This window comes from Caulobacter sp., from assembly GCF_017744445.1.
Taxonomy (GTDB): domain Bacteria; phylum Pseudomonadota; class Alphaproteobacteria; order Caulobacterales; family Caulobacteraceae; genus Caulobacter.
In genome coordinates this window covers 85576-104693 of record NZ_JAGIBH010000014.1, presented here as the reverse complement: position 1 = coordinate 104693, position 19118 = coordinate 85576, and the positions used below count along the sequence as shown (strand labels likewise).

21 protein-coding genes are annotated in these 19118 nt (G+C 67.6%); 15 read left to right on the top strand and 6 right to left on the bottom strand.

The window, feature by feature from the left end:
• The first annotated feature begins 98 nt into the window (after window positions 1-98).
• A complete protein-coding gene (locus J7528_RS19370) occupies window positions 99-596 on the top strand; it encodes a GNAT family N-acetyltransferase (protein WP_291877791.1) in 498 nt (165 codons plus the stop codon).
• 132 nt (window positions 597-728) lie between these two features.
• On the opposite strand, the gene tldD is transcribed toward J7528_RS19370, so the two are convergent.
• Genes tldD through J7528_RS19350 form a run of 4 tightly spaced genes read right to left on the bottom strand, consistent with a single transcriptional unit; the run spans window position 729 to window position 3934 of the window.
• Window positions 729-2159 carry a metalloprotease TldD gene (gene tldD, locus J7528_RS19365; RefSeq protein ID WP_291877789.1) on the bottom strand — a complete coding sequence of 477 codons (1431 nt, stop codon included), beginning with the start codon at window positions 2157-2159 and terminating at the stop codon, window positions 729-731.
• 50 nt (window positions 2160-2209) lie between these two features.
• A complete protein-coding gene (locus J7528_RS19360) occupies window positions 2210-3028 on the bottom strand; it encodes a DUF2807 domain-containing protein (protein WP_291877787.1) in 819 nt (272 codons plus the stop codon).
• A 19-nt stretch (window positions 3029-3047) separates the two neighbouring features.
• On the bottom strand, window positions 3048-3611 hold the full coding sequence (locus J7528_RS19355) for a DUF1700 domain-containing protein (RefSeq protein ID WP_291877785.1): 564 nt from the start codon (window positions 3609-3611) through the stop codon (window positions 3048-3050).
• Complete coding sequence (locus J7528_RS19350; RefSeq protein ID WP_291877867.1) at window positions 3608-3934, bottom strand: PadR family transcriptional regulator; 327 nt, start codon at window positions 3932-3934, stop codon at window positions 3608-3610. The genes J7528_RS19355 and J7528_RS19350 overlap by 4 nt, the downstream gene beginning before the upstream one ends.
• Before the next feature lie 403 nt (window positions 3935-4337).
• Here J7528_RS19350 and coxB point away from each other — a divergent pair, with 403 nt between their 5' ends.
• From coxB to J7528_RS19290, 12 genes are all read left to right on the top strand, one after another.
• A complete protein-coding gene (coxB, locus tag J7528_RS19345; protein WP_291877783.1) occupies window positions 4338-5282 on the top strand; it encodes a cytochrome c oxidase subunit II in 945 nt (314 codons plus the stop codon).
• A 22-nt stretch (window positions 5283-5304) separates the two neighbouring features.
• Window positions 5305-6969 carry a cytochrome c oxidase subunit I gene (gene ctaD / locus J7528_RS19340; RefSeq protein ID WP_291877781.1) on the top strand — a complete coding sequence of 555 codons (1665 nt, stop codon included), beginning with the start codon at window positions 5305-5307 and terminating at the stop codon, window positions 6967-6969.
• A gap of 102 nt (window positions 6970-7071) precedes the next feature.
• Window positions 7072-8079, top strand: a complete 1008-nt coding sequence (gene cyoE / locus J7528_RS19335; RefSeq protein WP_291877778.1) for a heme o synthase — start codon at window positions 7072-7074, stop codon at window positions 8077-8079.
• The gene (locus tag J7528_RS19330; protein WP_291877775.1) at window positions 8076-8237 is read left to right on the top strand and encodes a hypothetical protein; all 162 of its coding nucleotides are present in this window, start codon (window positions 8076-8078) and stop codon (window positions 8235-8237) included. The genes cyoE and J7528_RS19330 overlap by 4 nt, the downstream gene beginning before the upstream one ends.
• Window positions 8218-8874, top strand: coding sequence for a cytochrome c oxidase assembly protein (locus J7528_RS19325; RefSeq protein WP_291877771.1), 657 nt, complete (start codon window positions 8218-8220; stop codon window positions 8872-8874). The genes J7528_RS19330 and J7528_RS19325 overlap by 20 nt, the downstream gene beginning before the upstream one ends.
• 69 nt (window positions 8875-8943) lie before the next feature.
• Window positions 8944-9816, top strand: a complete 873-nt coding sequence (locus tag J7528_RS19320; RefSeq protein ID WP_291877769.1) for a cytochrome c oxidase subunit 3 — start codon at window positions 8944-8946, stop codon at window positions 9814-9816.
• Window positions 9817-10066: 250 nt separating this feature from the next.
• On the top strand, window positions 10067-10429 hold the full coding sequence (locus J7528_RS19315) for a DUF983 domain-containing protein (protein ID WP_291877767.1): 363 nt from the start codon (window positions 10067-10069) through the stop codon (window positions 10427-10429).
• Window positions 10422-11117 (top strand): SURF1 family cytochrome oxidase biogenesis protein, encoded by a 696-nt coding sequence (locus J7528_RS19310; RefSeq protein ID WP_291877764.1) that lies wholly within the window; start codon window positions 10422-10424, stop codon window positions 11115-11117. The genes J7528_RS19315 and J7528_RS19310 overlap by 8 nt, the downstream gene beginning before the upstream one ends.
• Window positions 11117-12514, top strand: coding sequence for a threonine synthase (gene thrC, locus J7528_RS19305; RefSeq protein ID WP_291877762.1), 1398 nt, complete (start codon window positions 11117-11119; stop codon window positions 12512-12514). The genes J7528_RS19310 and thrC overlap by 1 nt, the downstream gene beginning before the upstream one ends.
• Window positions 12515-12560: 46 nt before the next feature.
• Window positions 12561-13820 carry a pitrilysin family protein gene (locus tag J7528_RS19300; RefSeq protein ID WP_291877759.1) on the top strand — a complete coding sequence of 420 codons (1260 nt, stop codon included), beginning with the start codon at window positions 12561-12563 and terminating at the stop codon, window positions 13818-13820.
• Window positions 13821-13837: 17 nt separating this feature from the next.
• Window positions 13838-14416 carry a GNAT family protein gene (locus J7528_RS19295; protein ID WP_291877756.1) on the top strand — a complete coding sequence of 193 codons (579 nt, stop codon included), beginning with the start codon at window positions 13838-13840 and terminating at the stop codon, window positions 14414-14416.
• Window positions 14417-14448: 32 nt separating this feature from the next.
• Window positions 14449-16116: a bifunctional diguanylate cyclase/phosphodiesterase gene (locus J7528_RS19290; RefSeq protein WP_291877753.1), complete on the top strand. Its 1668-nt coding sequence runs from the start codon at window positions 14449-14451 to the stop codon at window positions 16114-16116.
• A 1-nt stretch (window position 16117) separates the two neighbouring features.
• Here J7528_RS19290 and J7528_RS19285 read toward each other — a convergent pair whose 3' ends face one another.
• Complete coding sequence (locus tag J7528_RS19285) at window positions 16118-16708, bottom strand: YqgE/AlgH family protein (RefSeq protein WP_291877751.1); 591 nt, start codon at window positions 16706-16708, stop codon at window positions 16118-16120.
• Window positions 16709-16837: 129 nt separating this feature from the next.
• On the opposite strand from J7528_RS19285, the gene J7528_RS19280 reads away from it, so the two are divergent.
• Window positions 16838-17320, top strand: coding sequence for a peroxiredoxin (locus J7528_RS19280; RefSeq protein WP_291877748.1), 483 nt, complete (start codon window positions 16838-16840; stop codon window positions 17318-17320).
• Between the two features lie 138 nt (window positions 17321-17458).
• Here the strand turns inward: J7528_RS19280 and J7528_RS19275 are convergent, their stop codons facing one another.
• The gene (locus J7528_RS19275) at window positions 17459-17917 is read right to left on the bottom strand and encodes a MarR family transcriptional regulator (protein ID WP_291877745.1); all 459 of its coding nucleotides are present in this window, start codon (window positions 17915-17917) and stop codon (window positions 17459-17461) included.
• Between the two features lie 127 nt (window positions 17918-18044).
• Here J7528_RS19275 and J7528_RS19270 point away from each other — a divergent pair, with 127 nt between their 5' ends.
• Complete coding sequence (locus J7528_RS19270; RefSeq protein ID WP_291877743.1) at window positions 18045-19022, top strand: alpha/beta hydrolase; 978 nt, start codon at window positions 18045-18047, stop codon at window positions 19020-19022.
• Window positions 19023-19118 lie beyond the last annotated feature (96 nt).

Here is a 19118-nt window from a genome sequence, read left to right as displayed (position 1 = left end):
GGATTAAACTTCCGACACGTTGCCAGTGATCACTGTGGCCGAGCCGCTTGCGGCAAGGCTTTCGTCGCCCTAGGTGCTCGGGTTCCGAGGAGCTTTCGATGACCAACGCCGTGACCCCGCTGACGACGAACAACCTGGCCGGCAGCGACGGCGAGGCCCTGCTGGCGCTGAACAACGCCCATGCGGTGGAGCTGTCCTGGCTAGAGCTCCAGCGGCTGGCGCATCTGGTGAGCGAGGCCTTCGTCGCGCGTCGCGTGGGCGTCGCCGACGCCCTGCTGCTGACCTTCGACCAGGCGGCCGACTATGACAGCGTCAACTATCTGTGGTTCCGCGAGCGCTATCCGAGCTTCGTCTATGTCGACCGGGTGGTGGTGGCCGATAGCGCGCGGGGCAGAGGCCTGGCGCGGGCGCTGTATGACGACCTCTTCGCGGCGGCAAAGGCGGCCGGGCACCAGCGGATCGTGTGCGAGGTCAATTCCGATCCGCCCAACCCGGCGTCGGATGCGTTCCATGCGGCGCTGGGGTTTGTCCCGGTGGGGACGGCCGAGATCCATGGCGGGAAGAAGACCGTCACCTATCTGGAACGCCCCCTCTAGCCCGTTTTCCCGGCGAAAGCCGGGACCCAGATCGTAGGGCTGTGGAGGGCACGCAAAAACGCCCGCGATCCTGTCCGGGGCGCGGGCGCTCTTGCATTTGGGCCCGGCTTTCGCCGGGGAAACGGATGGAGGTTAAACCGCCGTCCCACCCACCGTCAGACCCGTAATCTTCAAGCTCGGCTGCCCCACGCCCACCGGCACGCCCTGGCCGGCCTTGCCGCAGACGCCGATGCCGGGGTCGAAGTCGAAGTCATTGCCGATCATCGTCACCCGCGTCAGGGCGCTCGGGCCGTCGCCGATCAGCGTCGCGCCCTTGACGGGCGCGGTGATCTTGCCGTCCTCGACCAGATAGGCCTCGGTGCACTGGAAGACGAACTTGCCGTTGGTGATGTCGACCTGGCCGCCGCCGAAATTGGCGCAGTACAGGCCGCGCTTCATGGAGGCGATCATCTCCTGCGGATCGTCGTTGCCGGCCAGCATGCCGGTGTTGGTCATGCGCGGCATCGGCATGTGGGCGTAGGACTGGCGGCGACCGTTGCCGGTGGCCTTCATGCCCATCAGGCGGGCCGACATCCGATCGTGCATGTAGCCCACTAGGATGCCGTCCTCGATCAGCACGGTGCGCTCGGTGGGCGTGCCTTCGTCGTCGACGGTCAGCGAGCCGCGACGGCCGGCCAGCGAGCCGTCGTCGAAGACGGTGACGCCGGGCGCGGCCACGCGCTCGCCGATGCGTCCCGAGAAGGCGCTGATGCCCTTGCGGTTGAAGTCGCCTTCCAGGCCGTGGCCGACGGCCTCGTGCAGCAGCACGCCGTTCCAGCCCGGACCCAGGACCACGTCCATCTCGCCGGCCGGGCAGGCGACGGCGTCGAGGTTGACCAGCGCCATGCGCAGGGCCTCGTCGACCTGGCCTTGCCACTTGTCGGGGCTGATCCAGGCCGAGAAGCCGGCGCGGCCGCCGGCGCCCGAACTGCCGGTCTCGCGACGGCCGTCCTTCTCGACGGTGACCTGGACGTTCACGCGCACCAGCGGGCGCACGTCGCGGATCAGCTTGCCATCGGCCCGCAGGATCTCGACCACGCGGCGCTCGCCGGCCATCGAGGCCATCACCTGCACGACGCGCGGATCGCGGGCGCGGGCGAAGGCGTCGATCTCCTGGAGGAGCGAGACCTTGTCGGAGAATTCGGGCGAGGAGACGGGGTTGTCCTCGCCGTACAGCTTTTCATTCGTGGAACGGGGAGCCTCGGCGCTGACGCCGGCATAGCCGCGCTTGGCCAGCTTGGCCGAATCGGCGGCGCGGCCGATGGCGGCTTCGCTGATCTCGGCGGCGTGGGCGTAACCGGCCGTCTCGCCGGCCACCACGCGCAGGCCAAAGCCCTCGCCGCTGTCGTAGGAGGCGCTCTTGAGGCGTCCGTCGTCGAAGACGAAGGCCTCGCTCTCGGAGCGTTCGAGGAACAGCTCGCCGTCGTCGGCGCCGGCCAAAGCGTCGCCGAGGATCGACTGGGCGCGGTCACGATCGACGCCGGCGGCGTCGAGAAGGGAAGGGGCGGAGATCGGAGCGTTCATGCCCATACAGGTAGGCTTTCCGAACGCGTCCGTCACCCCGCCCCTTTGTCTCAGTACTCGCGGCGGACTTCGCCCGAGCCGGTGATCTCGCTGCTGACCGACTTGGGTTCGGTGCGCAGCTCGACGTCGCCGCTGCCGGAGATGTCGATCTTGGCCTTGTTGGTGGCGAAGATCGCGCCGCCGCCGCTGCCCGAGACGCCGACGACGGCGTCCTTGGCTTTCAGGTCGGTCAGGTTGACGTAGCCCGAGCCCGAATTGTCGACCGTGGCCACCTCGACCCGGCCCGTCGCATTGACGTCGCCGCTGCCGCTGACGCTGACCCCGATGGCCGGGTGGTCGTAGCGACGGATGTCCAGGTCGCCCGAGCCGCGGATGTCGAAGCGGGTCACGTCCGGGGCGATGACGGTGATCTTCACCCGCTCGGAGTCGCTTTCGAACCGCAAACCCATGGCGTCGATCGTCACGCGGTCGTGGTCGATGCCGTCGCCGCCATCCAGGTAGATGCGGCCGCCGTCGACGCGCAGGCGGTTGACATAGTCCTTGGGGCCGGACGCCACGACCTTGGCCTCGGCGCCCTGGACGAAGACCACGTCGACCGGCAGGTCGATGGTCAGCTGGTCCTTGCCCGTCCAGGGCAGGGTGCGGTCGATGCTGGGCGAGGCCGCCCGGCCGGTGACCGTCACCTTGCGGCTCGAGCGGATCACCTGGCCGTTGTCACGGACGATGACGGTCTCGCCATTGTCGTCGAACGGCAGGGTCCAGCCATTCTTCATGATTTCCGGACCGGCGATGGCCGCCACGGCGGCGAAACAGCCGACGGAGAGCGCGAAGCTGGCCCCGGCGACGATGAGCGTATTACGGATCAACATGGGTCCCCTCCAATTCCGCTCAAGCTTGCTGCATGGCCGGCTTCAGCAGCCGGTAGTGAAGGCGGGCGTACCAGACGACCGCATTGAAGACCCCGATGGTCACCAGCGTCAGCAGGGCGCCGAAGCAGGTGGCCAGGCCCATCAGGCCCAGGCCCGCCAGGAAAGCGGTGATCGGGCCGCCGGGCGGGGCGGTCAGCGGGCCGGCCGCGAAGACGAAGCCGCCGGCGATGAACATGGTCACCACGGCGACCAGGAAGCCGAACAAAGCGCCCAGCACGCCCATCAGCAGGGGCAGCAGGAACATCACGTCCAGCGCGCCCAGGCCGATCAGGGCGATGATCGCGCCCATGGCGTTGGACGGCGTCTTCTTTTCTTCCCACGACTTCAGGCCGGCCTCGGCGCGCATCTCGCGAGCCAGGCGGTCGGGATCGCCCAGGGCGGCGGCGACCTCGGCCTCGGTGCGGCCGGCGGCCTGGCCGTCGGCGAAGTGGGCCTCGTGATCGGCGACGATGTCGGCGATCGTGGTGACCGGCAGGCCGGCCAGGCCACGACGCAGGCGGGTGATGAACTCGGCGCGGGTCATGCGGCGGCTCCCACGATGTCGTTGACCGCGGCCGAGAAGGCCGTCCATTCGGCCTTCTGCTGTTCCAGGCTCAGGCGCCCGGTCTGCGTCAGCCGATAATATTTGCGCGGCGGACCGCTCTGGCTTTCCACCAGATAGGTCTCGACCAGCCCATCCGACTGCATGCGGCGCATCAGCGGATAGATCGTCCCTTCCCCCATATCGATGTCCTTCGTGAGCCTGCTGGCGATCTCGTAGGCGTAGCTGTCGGCGTGCGAGAGCAGGGCCAGCACGCACAGCGCCAGCACGCCTTTCTTCAGTTGGATCTCAATTGTTTCCGGCACGGCGTCCTTGGCCTCCGTTGATGCGCCCTTGTACCGCCAGGTACTGTGCATCACAAGGTACCTGGCAATGAACAATGCGTAATGATTCCTGGAGGTCTGGAGGGCGCTGCCCGCACCGCTTTCGGGGTCGTGTTGAGAGGGGTTCGCAACTGGGCCCACCCTTGTGACGCAAAGCGGGCAATCCCATGTCGCGCGGGTGGTCTCTGGTGCTTGGCAAGGGCTGGCGATGCGCGTATGCAGCCTCCGGACCGACCATCGGGCGGACTGGGCGTCGACGCGCGACTCACCTGTGAGCAGCATCGATTGCAGAGGGCCGGCCCGGGGGTCGTAATACGCAGAATCGGCGCGGCGCGGCCTGGGGCAATCCTGGGTCAACTCGCCGCCGAAACGGGCCGTGAGGGATATGAAGGCGCAATTTTCGGGGATTCGGCGGATTCTGTCGGGCGCGTCCGCGCTCGCCGCCACGATGATGTTCGCGGGGAACGCCCTCGCCGAGGATCTGCTGGGCCAGCCGACGCCGGGGGCGATCGACCTTCAGCCGGCCGCTTCTGAGCTGAAGCACCACGCGATCCAGTTCCACAACCTGGTCCTGATGCCGATCATCACGCTCATCACCTTGCTGGTGCTGGGCCTGCTGATCTGGATCGTGGTGCGCTACAACAAGAAAGCGAACCCGGTCCCGGCCAAGTTCAGCCACAACACCACGATCGAGATCATCTGGACCCTGGTTCCGGTCCTGATCCTGATGGTCATCGCCATCTTCTCGTTCCGCCTGCTGTTCCACTACAACGATATGCCCAAGCCCTACATGACCGTGAAGGCCACGGGCTATCAGTGGTACTGGGGCTACGAGTACCCGGATCAGAAGATCAGCGAGATCGTGTCGCTGCCCCTGACCAAGGAACAGGCCGACGCCAAGAAGGTCCCGTACCTGCTGGCCGCCGACAAGGCGATGGTCGTCCCGGTCAACCAGGTCGTCCGCGTGCAGGTCACCGGCGCCGACGTGATCCACGCCTTCGCCCTGCCGGCCTTCGGCCTGAAGATCGACGCCATCCCCGGCCGCCTGAACGAAACCTGGTTCAAGGCCGAGAAGACCGGCGTCTTCTACGGCCAGTGCTCGGAACTGTGCGGCGTCGATCACTCGAACATGCCGATCGAGATCCATGTGGTCTCGCAAGCCCAGTTCGACGCGTGGGTTAAGGAAAAGGTCGCCCCGCCGGCTCCGGCCGCCGCGCCGGCCGCTCCGGCCGAAGGCGCTGCCCCGGCCGCTGCCGCGACCCCCGCCTCGGCTCCGGCCGCCGCCCCCGCTTCCGCTCCGGCCGCGGCTCCCGCCGCGCCGGCGGCCTAAGACTACGTAGGATAGAAGTCCGATGGCTCACGCCGCAGACACTCACGGCCACGGCGGTCACGACGACGCCGACCACAAGCCGCCCTTCATCGCCCGCTGGTTCTTCTCGACGAACCACAAGGACATCGGCACGCTGTACATCCTGTTCGCCATCATGGCGGGCATCGTCGGCGGCGCCCTGTCGGGCCTGATCCGCTGGGAGCTGATGCACCCGGGCATCCAGGTGTTCACCGACAACGGCCTGCTGGCCCAGCTCGGCGTCTTCAAGGGCAAGCACGGCTTCAACGCCGTGGTCACCGCCCACGCCCTGATCATGATCTTCTTCATGGTCATGCCCGCCATGATCGGCGGCTATGGCAACTGGTTCGTGCCGATCATGATCGGCGCGCCGGACATGGCCTTCCCGCGGATGAACAACATCTCGTTCTGGCTGCTGGTCGCCGCCTGGATCCTGCTGGTCACCTCGATGTTCGTCGACGGCGGCCCGGGCCACGGCTTCGGCGGCGGTTGGACGATCTATCCGCCGCTGTCGACCATCGGTCACAAGGGTCCGGCCATGGACCTGGCGATCCTGTCGCTCCACCTGGCCGGCGCTTCGTCGATCCTGGGCGCGATCAACTTCATCACCACGATCTTCAACATGCGCGCGCCGGGCATGACCTTGCACCGCATGCCGCTGTTCGCCTGGTCGGTGCTGATCACCGCCTTCCTGCTGCTGCTGTCGCTGCCCGTCCTGGCCGGCGCCATCACCATGCTGCTGACCGACCGTAACTTCGGCACGCACTTCTTCGACCCGGCCGCCGGCGGCGATCCCGTCATGTTCCAGCACCTGTTCTGGTTCTTCGGTCACCCGGAAGTCTACATCCTGATCCTGCCCGGGTTCGGCATCATCAGCCACATCGTCTCGACCTTCTCCAAGAAGCCGGTCTTCGGCTACCTGGCGATGGCCTACGCGATGGTCGCCATCGGCTTCGTCGGCTTCGTCGTGTGGGCGCACCACATGTACACCGTCGGCATGAGCATCAACCTGCGCGCCTACTTCGTGGCCGCCACGATGATCATCGCCGTCCCGACGGGCGTGAAGATCTTCAGCTGGATCGCCACGATGTGGGGCGGCTCGCTGGACTTCAAGACGCCGATGCTGTGGGCGATGGGCTTCATCTTCCTGTTCACCGTCGGCGGCGTCACCGGCGTCGTCCTGTCGAACGCCGGCATCGACTACAGCCTGCACGACACCTACTACGTGGTGGCCCACTTCCACTACGTGCTGTCGCTGGGCGCCGTCTTCGCCATCTTCGCGGGCTTCTACTACTGGTTCGAGAAGATGTGGGGCGTGAAGTACAACGAGTTCCTCGGCTGCGCCCACTTCTGGGTGATGTTCGTCGGCGTGAACCTGGTGTTCTTCCCGCAGCACTTCCTGGGCCTGCAAGGCATGCCGCGTCGCTACGTCGACTATCCGGAAGCCTTCGCGAAGTGGAACTACGTCTCGTCGGTGGGCTACATGATCACCGTCGCCGGCGTCGCCATCTTCATGCTGGTGCTGATCGAGGCCGCGATCCGTCGCCGCAAGGCCGAGGCCAACCCGTGGGGCGAAGGCGCCACCACGCTGGAATGGACCCTGTCCTCGCCGCCGCCGTTCCACCAGTTCAGCGAACCGCCGGTGATCAAGGAAGACAGCCACCACTAAGGCTTGTCGTCCTTAACTGGACCAAAGCAGGGGCGCGGTCGGGATCCTTAAGGGTCCAGGCCGCGCCCTTCGCCCATTGAAGACCGATATATTTCACTCAGCATGTCGAAGATCGCCGCCATGACTCCGGACACCGTTCAGCCGGACACCACCGAGACCGCCAGCTGGAAGGACTACTTCCAGCTGATGAAGCCGCGCGTGATGTCGCTGGTGGTGTTCACGGGCCTGACGGGCCTGCTGGCCGCTCGCGCGCCGATCCATCCCGTGCTGGGCGCCATCGCGGTGCTGTGCATCGCCGTCGGGGCCGGCGCCTCGGGCGCGCTGAACATGTGGTACGACGCCGATATCGACCAGCAGATGCGCCGCACGCGCGGCCGCCCGGTGCCCGCCGGCAAGGTCAAGGGCGAGGAGGCCGCCTCGCTGGGCGTCGTCCTGTCGATCCTGTCGGTGATGTTCCTGGGCTTCGCGATCAACTGGTTCGCGGCAGGCCTCCTGGCCTTCACCATCGTCTTCTACGCCGTCGTCTATACGATGTGGCTCAAGCGCTGGACGGCGCAGAACATCGTCATCGGCGGCCTGGCCGGCGCGCTGCCGCCCGCCATCGGCTGGGCCGCGGCCACGGGCCACGCGCCGCTGAACGCCTGGCTGATGGTGGCCATCATCTTCTTCTGGACCCCGCCGCACTTCTGGGCGCTGTCGCTGTACGTCACCACCGACTACGCCAAGGCCGGGGTGCCGATGCTGCCGGTGGTGAAGGGCGCCAAGGAAACCCGCAAGCAGATCCTGCTCTACAGCCTGCTGCTGATCCCGATCTGCCTGTCGCCGGTGCTGACCGGCCTGGGCGGTCCGATCTACCTGGCCGTGGCGGCCCTGGGCGGGGCGGTGTTCCTGATCCTGGCCTGGCGCGTGTTCGCCAGCAAGGCGGGCGACGCGGCCGATCCCCGCGTGGCCGACCGGGCCCTCTACGAAGTCACCGAGGACGAGAAGGCCGCCGGCTCGACCGCCGCCCGCAATCTGTTCGCCTTCTCGATCCTGTATCTCTTCGCCCTGTTCGCCGCCCTGCTGGGCGAGGCCGTGGCGAATGTGCACGCCCTGGAGCTGCTCAAGTGAATCAACCCGTCAATAAAGACGATGCGGCCCAATTGGCGGCGAAGAAGGCTCGGAGCGGCCGCAACGTCGCCCTGGCCCTTGGCCTGGTCGCCTTCGTCGTCCTGGTGTTCGTGGTCACCCTCGTGAGGCTCGGCGGCAATGTCGCGCACCCGCACTAAGAAGCCCGACTCGGAACTGACCCCGCAGGAACTGGCCGCCCGCCGCAACGGCAAGGTGGCCCTGATCTGCGCGGCGGCGTTCTTCGGCATGATCGGCGCGGCCTATGCCGCCGTGCCGCTGTACAAGCTGTTCTGCCAGGCCACCGGCTTCGACGGCACGGTGCGGAAGGCCGAGGCGAAACCGACCAGGATCCTGGACCGCAAGGTCACGATCCGCTTCGACGCCAACATCCGCGAGCTGCCGTGGCAGTTCCAGACCCTGCAGGCCAGCCAGGACATCCGCATCGGCGATACGGGCCTGGCCTTCTTCAAGGTCACCAACCCCACCGACAAGCCGCAGACCGGCCGGGCGCTGTACAATGTGGTGCCGGAATCGGCGGGGCCGTACTTCCAGAAGCTGGAGTGCTTCTGCTTCTCCAGCCAGACGATCCAGCCGCACCAGACGGTGGAATTCCCGGTCGTCTACTTCGTGGATCCCAAGTTCGCGGACGATCCCGAGACCAAGGGCAAGAACGAAATCACGCTCAGCTACACGTTCTTCCCGGCCGTCGAAGGTGACAAGAACAGTAAAGTTGCGGCGTCGGCGACGCCTCGTATCGTGGAACCCCTTGGCGGCGCACCGTCGAGAGGGCTATAGCGTTCACAACGACCATGTCGCGGGGGGAACCGGCGACGTGATCAGAGGGATATAAGGGTTAGCAGCAACATGGCCGGCGCCGTCAAACACGACTACCACATCCTTCCGCCCAGCCCGTGGCCGTTCGTCGGCTCGATGGCCGCCACCGTCATGGCGATCGGCCTGATCGGCTGGATCAAGGGCGGCGTCTTCGGCATCGAGAAGGGCAACTGGGCCATCTTCGCCGCCGGCTTCGCGGGCGTGCTCTACACCATGTTCGGCTGGTGGTCGGACGTGGCCAAGGAAGCCAAGGCCGGCGACCACACCCCGGTCGTCTCGATCGGCCTGCGCTACGGCATGATCCTGTTCATCGCTTCGGAAGTGATGTTCTTCGTGGCGTGGTTCTGGATGTTCTTCGAGATGGCGCTGTTCCATCACCACCGCACCCTGTCGGGCATCGAAGAAGTCCGCACCGCCTGGGCCACCTGGCCGCCCGCCGGCGTCGAGACCGTCTCGCCCTGGCACCTGCCGCTGGTCAACACCCTGACCCTGCTGCTCTCGGGCACGACCGTCACCTGGGCGCACCACGCCCTGCAGGTCGGCGACCGCAAGGGCGCCAAGTGGGGCCTGATCCTGACCATCCTGCTGGGCGCGCTGTTCACCTGCATCCAGGTCTATGAGTACGCCCACATCAACCACGAGCAGCTGTTCTACTCGGAAGCCGCGGCGAACTCGGGCCTCTATGGTTCGACCTTCTTCCTGGCCACCGGCTTCCACGGCTTCCACGTGTTCGTCGGCACCCTGTTCCTGATCGTGTGCCTGATCCGCCTGCTGAACGGCGCCTTCACGCCCAAGCAGCACTTCGGCTTCGAAGCGGCCGCCTGGTACTGGCACTTCGTGGACGTGGTCTGGCTGTTCCTGTTCGCGTTCATCTACGTGATCTTCGGGGCCTCGGCCCACTAGATCCAAAGATCCAGAGGGGCCCGGAACGCAGACCAGCGTTCCGGGCCTTTTTCGTTTCAGGGCGGTGGACTGAGGTTTGAATTCGAGCCCGAAACATCACTGCTTTCCTAGGCCTTGTGCCTAGGGCCCATGGTTCAGCCGAACCGACTTTGACCATTGGAGCGCCGCAGAGCCGCCGCACCATGGGTCCTCGCCACAAGGGCGAGGAAGACACTGTTGGGGATAGGGCCTTGTCCGGACGTACTGAAGCATGACCAAGACCAACCCCTACGCCGCCGGCGCGCGCGGCCTGTGCCCCCACTGCGGCGAGGGCTATCTGTTCGAGGGCTTCTTGAAGGTCTCGCGCCAATGCGAGGCCTGTGGCTTCGAGCTGGGCAAGTTCGAGACCGGCGACGGCGCGGCGACCTTCGTGATCCTGATCGCCGGCACGGTCTGCGCGTTCGGGGCGCTGTTTTCGATGTTCGCCTGGAACTGGCCGGTCTGGCTGCTGCTGATCGTCTGGTTGCCGGCGGTGCTGGTCATCGCCCTGGGCCTGATGCGCCCGGCCAAGGGCCTGATGGTGGCCGCCCAGATCGCCCAGAAGGCCTCGGAAGCGGGGCGCGCCGATGTCTGAGGCTCAAGTCAAGAAACCCGGCTTCCCGATCGGCCTGACGGTCGCCGTCGGGATTTCGTTCGCCATACTGTGCGGCCTCGGCTCCTGGCAGGTCCAGCGTCTGCACTGGAAGGAAAGCCTGCTGGCGCGGCTGGACAAACTGAAGGCCGCGCCCGCCGTGCCGCTGGCGCCGGTGCTGGCCGCCGCGGCGCGCGGCGAGGACGTCTCCTGGACCCGCGTCGAGACCGACTGCGCGCCCGCGCCGGCTCGCACGGACCTGCCGCTGGTCTATGGCGTGCGCGACGGCGACATTGTCTGGCGGGCGCAGGTGGTCTGCGGGCTGGGCGGCGGCGCGGCGAACGGCGCGATCCTGGCGGATCTGGGCGTGGTCGACGCCCTGACCGGCCAGCCGACGGGCGGCCAGCGCGCCTTCGTCCCGCCGGAGCACATCGTCGGGGTTCTGGCCGATGTCGCCCACATGGGCGGTGACGAGCGCCGCCATCTGATCGAGACGGCGCTCGGCGAGCGGCCCTCGACCTATGTCCTGATGGCCGAGGCCACGGCCCCGAAGGTCGACGGAATCACCCCCGCGCCGTTGCCGGCAGAAATTTCCAATCGGCACCTGGAATACGCTCTGACGTGGTTCGGTCTTGCCGTAACCTTGCTGTTTATCTATGCCGCCATGCTCTGGCGGAGATTGAGACCCTGATGCGCTACGTGTCGACCCGCGGCCAGTCCGCGTCCATCGGCTTCCTGGATGCGGTGCTGGCCGGCCTGGCCCCCGACGGCGGCCTGTACGTGCCCTCCGAGTGGCCCAGCTTCACGAAGGCCGAGATCGCCGGCTTCGCGGGCAAGCCCTATGCCCAGGTGGCCGCCACCGTGGTCGGCAAGTTCGTCGGCGACGACATCCCCAAGGACGACCTCGCCCACATGTGCGAGGAGGCCTATGCCAGCTTCGCCCACACGGCCGTCACGCCCGTCAAGCAACTCACCTCGAACCGCTACCTGCTGGAGCTGTTCCACGGCCCGACCCTGGCGTTCAAGGACGTCGCCATGCAGCTGCTGGGCCGCCTGTACGACTACGTGCTGGAGCGTCAGTCGCGGAAGATGACCATCATCTGCGCCACCTCGGGTGACACCGGCGGCGCGGCCGTCGAGGCGTTCCGGGGCCGCAAGAACGCCCGCATCGTCGCGCTCTTCCCGGAAGGCCGCATCAGCGAGGTGCAGCGCCGGTTCATGACCACGGCTGTTGATAGCAACGTCGCCTGCGTCTCGATCCTGGGCTCGTTCGACGACTGCCAGGCCATCGTCAAGCAGGCCTTCCAGGACGACCAGTTCCGCCATGCGGTGGACCTGTCGGGCGTCAACTCGATCAACTGGGCGCGGATCGCGGCCCAGAGCGTCTACTACTTCACCTCGGCCGTCGCCCTGGGCGCGCCCGAGCGGGAAACAGCCTTCGTGGTGCCGACGGGTAATTTCGGCGATGCCTATGCCGCCTTCGTGGCCAAGAAGCTGGGCCTGCCGATCCATTCGGTGACCGCCGCCACCAATTCCAACGACATCCTGGCCCGCGCCATGGAGACCGGTCGTTATTCGCGCGGCGCCCTGGCCGCCACCCAGAGCCCGGCCATGGACATCCAGGTCGCGTCCAACTTCGAGCGCCTGTACTTCGAAGCCGTCCGTCGTGATGGCGCCGAGACCGACCGGGCCTTCCGCGCCTTCGCCGCCACGGGGCTGCTGGACATCCCGCCGGGCGCCCATACCTGGATGCGGGAGCTGTTCCGCGGCGCGTCGGTCAGCGAGGCCGACACCGCCAAGACCATGCTCTCGACCCTGAACGAGACCGGCGAGGTCATCGACCCGCACACCGCCGTCGGCCTCGCCGCCGCGCAGGGCGTGGACGTCCCGGCCAACGTCCCGGTCGTGGTGCTGTCGACCGCGCACCCGGCCAAGTTCCCGGAAGCCGTCCAGGCGGCCACAGGCCTGCTGCCCAGCACGCCGCGCGCGACGCCCGACCTCTCCAAGAAGCCGGAGAAGTTCGAGCGCCTGCCCGCCGACGGCGCGTCGGTGAAGGCGTTCGTGCGGACCTTCGCGGCCAATACCTGAGGCGGGACTAGTGTTTAGGCGCGCGAGCGCCTAGATACCCCGCCACATGACGACCACTCTCCGCACCCTCCCCAACGGCGTCCGCGTCGTCTGCGACCCGATGCCGGGCCTTGAAACCCTGGCCCTGACGGTCGTGGCGGGACGCGGGGCGGCCTATGAGGACCCGGCGCGCTCGGGCTGGTCGCACCTGCTGGAACACATGGTGTTCAAGGGCGCGGGCGGCCGCTCGGCCCGCGACATCGTCGAGGTGATCGAGAACCAGGGCGGCTCGATCAACGCCGCCACCGGTTACGAGCGCACCAGCTTCCAGGTCCGCGCGCTGAAGGGCGGCCTGGACCTGGGCATGGACGTCATCGCCGACCTCCTGCGCCGGCCGACCTTCGATCCCGCCGACCTGACCCGCGAAAAGCAGGTGGTGAAGCAGGAGATCGCCGAGGCCGCCGACGCGCCCGACGACTATGTCTTCGACCTGATCCAGCGCGCCAGCTGGGGCGACCACCCGGTGGGGCGTCCGATCCTGGGCAACGACGAGACCGTCGACGCCGCCAGCGTCGAGGCCCTGTCGGACTGGCGCGCCCAGCTCTACGCCGCCGACCGCCTGGTGGTCAGCGCCACGGGCGCGGTGGATGAAGCCGAGCTTATGGCCGCCGCCGAGCGCGCCTTCGGCGACCTCCCGGCGACGCCGGGCGCGGCCGTGCCGGATCCCGCGACCTTCATCGGGGGTCCGCAAGCCGAGGCTCGCAAACTGGAGCAGGCGCACCTGGTGTTCATGCTGCCGGCCTGCGGCTCGCGCCACGACGACTATTTCGCCCTGCGCATCTTCGCCGAGACCCTGGGCGGCGGCATGTCCTCGCGCCTCTTCCAGGAAGCCCGCGAGAAGCGGGGTCTCGCCTACAATATCGACGCCTATGCCGACACCTATGCCGACCACGGCGCGCTGGGCATCTATGTCGGCTGCGCGGCTGGCGACGCGGTCGAGACCGCCAAGGTCTGCGCCGAGGAGCTGGTCAAGCTGGCGTCCAAGATCGACGACGCCGAGCTGGCCCGCGCCAAGGCCCAGCTGAAGGCCCACATGTTCATGGCCCGCGAGCAGCCCCTGGCCCGCGCCGAGCAGGGGGCCGGGCAGGTCCTGCTGTTCGACCGCCTGTATCCGCCGTCGGAACTGGCCGCCGAGGTCGATGCGGTCACCCCCGCCGACGTCGCCCGCCTGGGCCAGCGCCTGCTGTCCGGCCAGGCCGCCACCGCCGTGCTGGGCGCCAAGTCGGCCCTGAAGGCCGGTGAGGCGTTCTCCAAGGCTCTGGCCTAGGGATCGAGGGTTCGGCCGTGAATGCTCTGCTGCCGTTCCTGAAAACCCGTCCCCGCCTCCAGCTGGAGGGCAGCGCTGTCTATCTGCGGCCGCCGCGTCCGGGCGACCACCGAGCCTGGGCGGCCCTGCGCGCCAAGTCTCGGCCGTTCCTGGAACCCTGGGAGCCGACCTGGCCCGAGCACGACCTGACCCGCGCCGCCTTCCGCGCCCGCCTGTCGGCCTATGCCCGCGAGCTGGAACTAGGCGAGGCCTATCCGTTTTTCATCTTCCGCCGCGAGGACCACGCCCTGATCGGCGCCGTGCGGCTTTTCCACGTGCGACGTGGTGTCGCCCAGACCGGCTCGGTCGGCTACTGGATCGGCCAGCCCTATACCCGCCAAGGTCACATGCGCGACGCCGTGCAGACCTTGATCCGCTTTGCTTTCACCGGTCTTGGCCTGCACAGACTTGAGGCCGCATGCATGCCGGAAAACCACGCTTCGGCCGCGCTTTTGCTGAAATGTGGCTTTTCTGAAGAGGGATATGCGCCCGCTTATTTGAAAATTAACGGCGGTTGGCGAGATCATCGTCTGTTCGGCATGGTCGCGCCCGAGTAGCGGGTGGCCCCGGCCGAGAGTTTGGGACGGGCATGTCTTTTCGCACCGGTGAGCGACGCATCTGGGACACCACCGCCACGCTGGAAGCGTTGGGCGGGGCCGATGTCGCGCTGTGGATCTGGGAGCCCGAAGCCGACCGCCTGCGCCTGAACGGCGCGGCGCGCGCCCTGGGCCTGGGGCCGCTGGCCCCGGAATGCTCCTCCGCCGCCTTCCGCGCCTTGGCCCTGCCGCAGGACCGCGCCCAGGCCGAGGAAGTCCTCAAGGTTCGTGAACCCGGCTGCGAAGTGGTTGCCCGCTTCCGCGTGCGCGGCGGCGACACCTGCCTGTGGCGGGGCGTATGGCTGGAGGAGGGCGTTCGCGCCGCTGGCGTCGTCGCCCCCGAAACGAAATTCACCGCCTCCGAGCGTGACGAGCTCACGGGCCTGCTGGACCGTCGCAGCTTCGTCGCCCGCGCCCGTGAGCGCCTGGGCCAGGACGGCATGCACGAGCTGGTCGTCGCCGACCTGGACCGCCTGCGCCGCCTGAACGAGGCCCTGGGCCACGAGCGCGCCGACCTCGTCCTGGCCGCGCTGGGCTCGCGCCTGGCCGCCGCCTTCCCGTCCGACGCCCTGCTGGGCCGCATCGGCGAGGACGAGTTCGCCGTGCTATGCGAGCCGCAGGGCTATGAGCCGGCCGAGATGCTGCGCTCGGCGCTGGAGCAGCCGCTGCGCGTGGCGGGCTTCGACATCCACCCGACGCTGTCGGTCGGCGCGGTCTCGGCCGAGGGCGGCCTGGACGCGCCGGACGCCTGCGAACTGATCCGTCGCGCCGAGCTGGCCGTCGAGGCCGCCGCCGCCGCCGGGCGGGGTGGGGCCGCGGCTTACGGCCGCTCGATGGAGACCGACGGCCTCTCGCGCCTGGCGCTGGAGGCCGACCTGCGCGGCGCCATCGCCCGTGGCGAGATCATGCCCTACTTCCAGCCCGTGGTGCGCCTGTCGACCGGCGCGCTGTCGGGCTTCGAGGCCCTGGCCCGCTGGATCCATCCGCGCCGCGGCATGCTGCCGCCCGACGAGTTCCTCCCCCTGATCGAAGAGATGGGGCTGATGAGCGAGCTGGGCGCGCACATGATGCACACGGCCGCCAAGCAGCTGGCCACCTGGCGTGACGCGCACCCGGCGATGGGCGCCCTGACCGTCAGCGTGAACCTCTCGACCGGCGAGATCGATCGTCCGGGCCTGGTCGCCGACGTGGCCGAGACCCTGCGCGTCAACCGCCTGCCGCGCGGCGCCCTGAAGCTGGAAGTCACCGAAAGCGACATCATGCGCGATCCCGAGCGGGCCGCCGTGATCCTGAAGACCCTGCGCGACGCGGGCGCCGGCCTGGCGCTGGACGACTTCGGCACCGGCTTCTCGTCGCTGTCGTACCTGACGCGCCTGCCGTTCGACACGCTGAAGATCGACCGCTACTTCGTCCGCACCATGGGCGGCAACGCCGGCTCGGCCAAGATCGTCCGTTCGGTCGTCAAGCTGGGCCAGGACCTGGACCTGGAAGTCGTCGCCGAAGGCGTCGAGAACGCCGAGATGGCCCGCGCCCTGCAGTCGCTGGGCTGCGACTACGGCCAGGGCTTCGGCTACGCGCCGGCCCTGTCGCCGCAGGAAGCCGAGGTCTATCTGAACGAGGCCTATGTGGACGGCGCCGCGCCGGTGAAGGCGCGGGGCTGATCTACGCGCTGCCCGCCGTCGCCGACAGGTGGTCGGCGGTGATCCCCAGCTTGGCCAGGGCGCGGGTCCATTTGTGCTCGTGGTCCTCGTCGAACACGATGCCTTCGTCGGCGTCGCAGATCAGCCAGATGTTGTCGCGCAGCTCCTGCTCCAGCTGGCCCGGACCCCAGCCGGCATAGCCTAGGGCCAGGATCGCCTTGCGCGGCCGGCGCATGCGGCTGGCCATGGCGTCCAGCACGTCGCGGGTGGCGGTCAGGCCCAGGCCGTCGGCGACCGGCAGGGTCGAGTCCGGCGAGTTGAAGTCGTCGGTGTGCAGCACGAAACCCCGCTCGCGCTCGATCGGCCCGCCTAGCAGGACGAGGTCACCCGGCGCCTGGATGTCGGACTTCACGCCCAGCCGGTCCAGCAGCTCATAGACGGTCAGGCCGTCGACCGGCCGGTTCACGGCCAGGCCCATGGCCTGCTCCTCGTCGTGGGCGCACAGGTAGAGGACCGTGCGCTCGAACCTGGGATCCTCGATCCCTGGCATCGCCACGAGCAGGCGTCCCGTCAGGAAGTCCGCGTCTTCGTCTTCTTCGATGAAGTTGGCCATGGATGGAGCATTGGCTTTCGGTGTGACGGTTTCAAGTCGTACGCGTTATGAAAGCGTGCTTGGCGACCGCCCCGGCGAGGGATATGCGATCAGGCGCAATTCAATCGCACACACGAGGAAACACCGCCCATGGCGATCAAGGTTGGCGACACGCTGCCCGCGGCGACTTTCATGACCAGCACGGCCGAAGGGCCGGCGCCGCTCACCACCGACGACATCTTCAAGGGCAAGACCGTCGCCCTGTTCGCCGTCCCCGGCGCTTTCACCCCGACCTGCTCGGCCAAGCACCTGCCGGGCTTCAAGGAGAAGGCTGACGAGCTGAAGGCCAAGGGCGTCGACACGATCGCCTGCGTCTCGGTCAACGACGTCTTCGTGATGAAGGCCTGGGGCAAGGACCAGGGCATCGACGGCGAAGTCCTGCTGCTGGCCGACGGCAACGGCGACTTCACCCGCACGATCGGCCTGGATTTCGACGGTTCGAAGTTCGGCATGGGCGAGCGCTCGCAGCGCTATTCGCTGATCGCCAAGGACGGCGTCGTGACCCAGCTGAACATCGAAGAAGCCGGCCAGTTCAAGGTCTCGTCGGCCGAGTACCTGCTGGAGCAGCTGTAACTAGATCCTCCCCCGCGATGCGGGGGAGGTGGCCCAGAGGGCCGGAGGGGGCTCGTGCTGATTAGGCCGAGCTAGCCCCCTCAGTCACTCCGTGACAGCTCCCCCGCATCGCGGGGGAGCATCTATCAACGCTAGCCTTTACTCCCGCACGATCGCTTCGTGCAGCGCCTGGATCCGCTTGTTCAGCGCCCCCAGGTCCTCGCCGGCCATGCCGGAGCGCTCCAGCAGCGTGTCGTTCAGGCATCCCGACTGGCCCAGCAAGGCGCGGCCGGCTTCCGTCATCGTCACCTCGACCCGGCGCTCGTCCTCGAGCCCACGCCGCCGCGCGACCAGGCCGGCGGCTTCCAGGCGTTTGACCAGCGGCGTGACGGTGCTGGACTCCAGGTCCAGCCGCTCGGCGATGCCGCCGATGGTGACCCCTTCGTCTTTGCTTTCAGGGGCTTCGCCCAGCACGTTCAGCACCAGGTACTGCGGATAGGTCAGGCCCAGCGCGTCCAGTAGCGGCTTGTAGGCGCGAGTGATCGCCATGCTGGTCGCATACAGCGTGAAGCAGATTTGCTGATCCAGCGGATAGGGGCGTGGCGTCTTGTTGGTCATGGATCCTTCTTACCACGAAAAATGATATCGCGATAAAGAAAGTTCTGGACACGCTGTCGCAGCCGGCCTAAGACGCTTTTCGTTACCGCGATAACAATTATCGCGGACAAGAGATGAGGGTTGATCCATGAGCCAGTCGAACCAAGCTTCCCGTCGCGGCGTGATGACCGCCGGCTTCGGTCTCGCCGCCGTGGCGGCCGCCTCGCTGGGCCAGAGCGCCAAGGCCGCGACCCCGAAGGCGACGACGACGCCCCACGCCGCCAACCGCGCCGAAAGCGGTTTCGTCACCACCCAGGACGGCGTGCAGATCTTCTACAAGGACTGGGGTCCCAAGGACGCCCAGCCGATCGTGTTCCACCACGGCTGGCCGCTCAGCGCCGACGACTGGGACGCCCAGATGATGTTCTTCCTGCTGAAGGGCTATCGCGTCATCGCCCATGACCGTCGCGGCCACGGTCGCTCGACCCAGACCGACAGCGGCAACGAGATGGACACCTATGCGGCCGACGTCATCGCCTTGGCCGACCACCTCGATTTGAAGAACGCCTTCCACGTCGGCCACTCGACCGGCGGCGGCGAGGCCATCCACTACGCCGCCCGCGCCAAGCCGGGCCGGGTGGGCAAGGTGGTGCTGATCGGCGCGGTGCCGCCGGTGATGCTGAAGTCGGCCAAGAACCCGGGCGGCCTGCCGATCGAGGTGTTCGACGGCTTCCGCGCCGCCCTGGTCGCCAACCGCGCCCAGTTCTTCCGCGACATCCCCGAAGGTCCATTCTTCGGCTTCAACCGTCCGGGCGCCAAGGTTAGCCAGGGCCTGATCGACAACTGGTGGCGCCAGGGCATGACCGGCGGCGCCAAGGCCCACTACGACTGCATCAAGGCGTTCTCGGAAACCGACTTCACCGATGATCTGAAGAAGGTCGATGTGCCGGTCTTCATCATGCACGGCGAAGACGACCAGATCGTCCCGATCGCCGACAGCGCCCACCTGGCCATCAAGCTGGTCAAGAAGGGCACGCTGAAGACCTATCCGGGCCTGCCGCACGGCATGGCGTCGACGCATCCGGAGGTGATCAACGCGGATCTGCTGGCGTTCTTCAAGGCGTAGGTTCACGCTGAATTGTCATCCCGGCCGTAGCGCAGCGGAGAGCCGGGACCGCGGAAAGCTCAGCGTTTCCGGCGGTCCCGGATAGCCTCTGCGAGG

Excerpts from the sequence above, each read along its gene's own strand:
- J7528_RS19275 (WP_291877745.1), bottom strand. The coding sequence starts at position 17,917 with ATGACCAACAAGACGCCACGCCCCTATCCGCTGGATCAGCAAATCTGC.
- J7528_RS19355 (WP_291877785.1), bottom strand. The coding sequence starts at position 3,611 with ATGACCCGCGCCGAGTTCATCACCCGCCTGCGTCGTGGCCTGGCCGGC.
- ctaD (WP_291877781.1), top strand. The coding sequence starts at position 5,305 with ATGGCTCACGCCGCAGACACTCACGGCCACGGCGGTCACGACGACGCC.
- coxB (WP_291877783.1), top strand. The coding sequence starts at position 4,338 with ATGAAGGCGCAATTTTCGGGGATTCGGCGGATTCTGTCGGGCGCGTCC.
- J7528_RS19325 (WP_291877771.1), top strand. The coding sequence starts at position 8,218 with ATGTCGCGCACCCGCACTAAGAAGCCCGACTCGGAACTGACCCCGCAG.
- J7528_RS19290 (WP_291877753.1), top strand. The coding sequence starts at position 14,449 with ATGTCTTTTCGCACCGGTGAGCGACGCATCTGGGACACCACCGCCACG.
- J7528_RS19300 (WP_291877759.1), top strand. The coding sequence starts at position 12,561 with ATGACGACCACTCTCCGCACCCTCCCCAACGGCGTCCGCGTCGTCTGC.
- J7528_RS19285 (WP_291877751.1), bottom strand. The coding sequence starts at position 16,708 with ATGGCCAACTTCATCGAAGAAGACGAAGACGCGGACTTCCTGACGGGA.
- J7528_RS19360 (WP_291877787.1), bottom strand. The coding sequence starts at position 3,028 with ATGTTGATCCGTAATACGCTCATCGTCGCCGGGGCCAGCTTCGCGCTC.
- J7528_RS19320 (WP_291877769.1), top strand. The coding sequence starts at position 8,944 with ATGGCCGGCGCCGTCAAACACGACTACCACATCCTTCCGCCCAGCCCG.
- J7528_RS19280 (WP_291877748.1), top strand. The coding sequence starts at position 16,838 with ATGGCGATCAAGGTTGGCGACACGCTGCCCGCGGCGACTTTCATGACC.
- J7528_RS19370 (WP_291877791.1), top strand. The coding sequence starts at position 99 with ATGACCAACGCCGTGACCCCGCTGACGACGAACAACCTGGCCGGCAGC.
- J7528_RS19270 (WP_291877743.1), top strand. The coding sequence starts at position 18,045 with ATGAGCCAGTCGAACCAAGCTTCCCGTCGCGGCGTGATGACCGCCGGC.
- thrC (WP_291877762.1), top strand. The coding sequence starts at position 11,117 with ATGCGCTACGTGTCGACCCGCGGCCAGTCCGCGTCCATCGGCTTCCTG.
- J7528_RS19315 (WP_291877767.1), top strand. The coding sequence starts at position 10,067 with ATGACCAAGACCAACCCCTACGCCGCCGGCGCGCGCGGCCTGTGCCCC.
- tldD (WP_291877789.1), bottom strand. The coding sequence starts at position 2,159 with ATGAACGCTCCGATCTCCGCCCCTTCCCTTCTCGACGCCGCCGGCGTC.
- J7528_RS19310 (WP_291877764.1), top strand. The coding sequence starts at position 10,422 with ATGTCTGAGGCTCAAGTCAAGAAACCCGGCTTCCCGATCGGCCTGACG.
- cyoE (WP_291877778.1), top strand. The coding sequence starts at position 7,072 with ATGTCGAAGATCGCCGCCATGACTCCGGACACCGTTCAGCCGGACACC.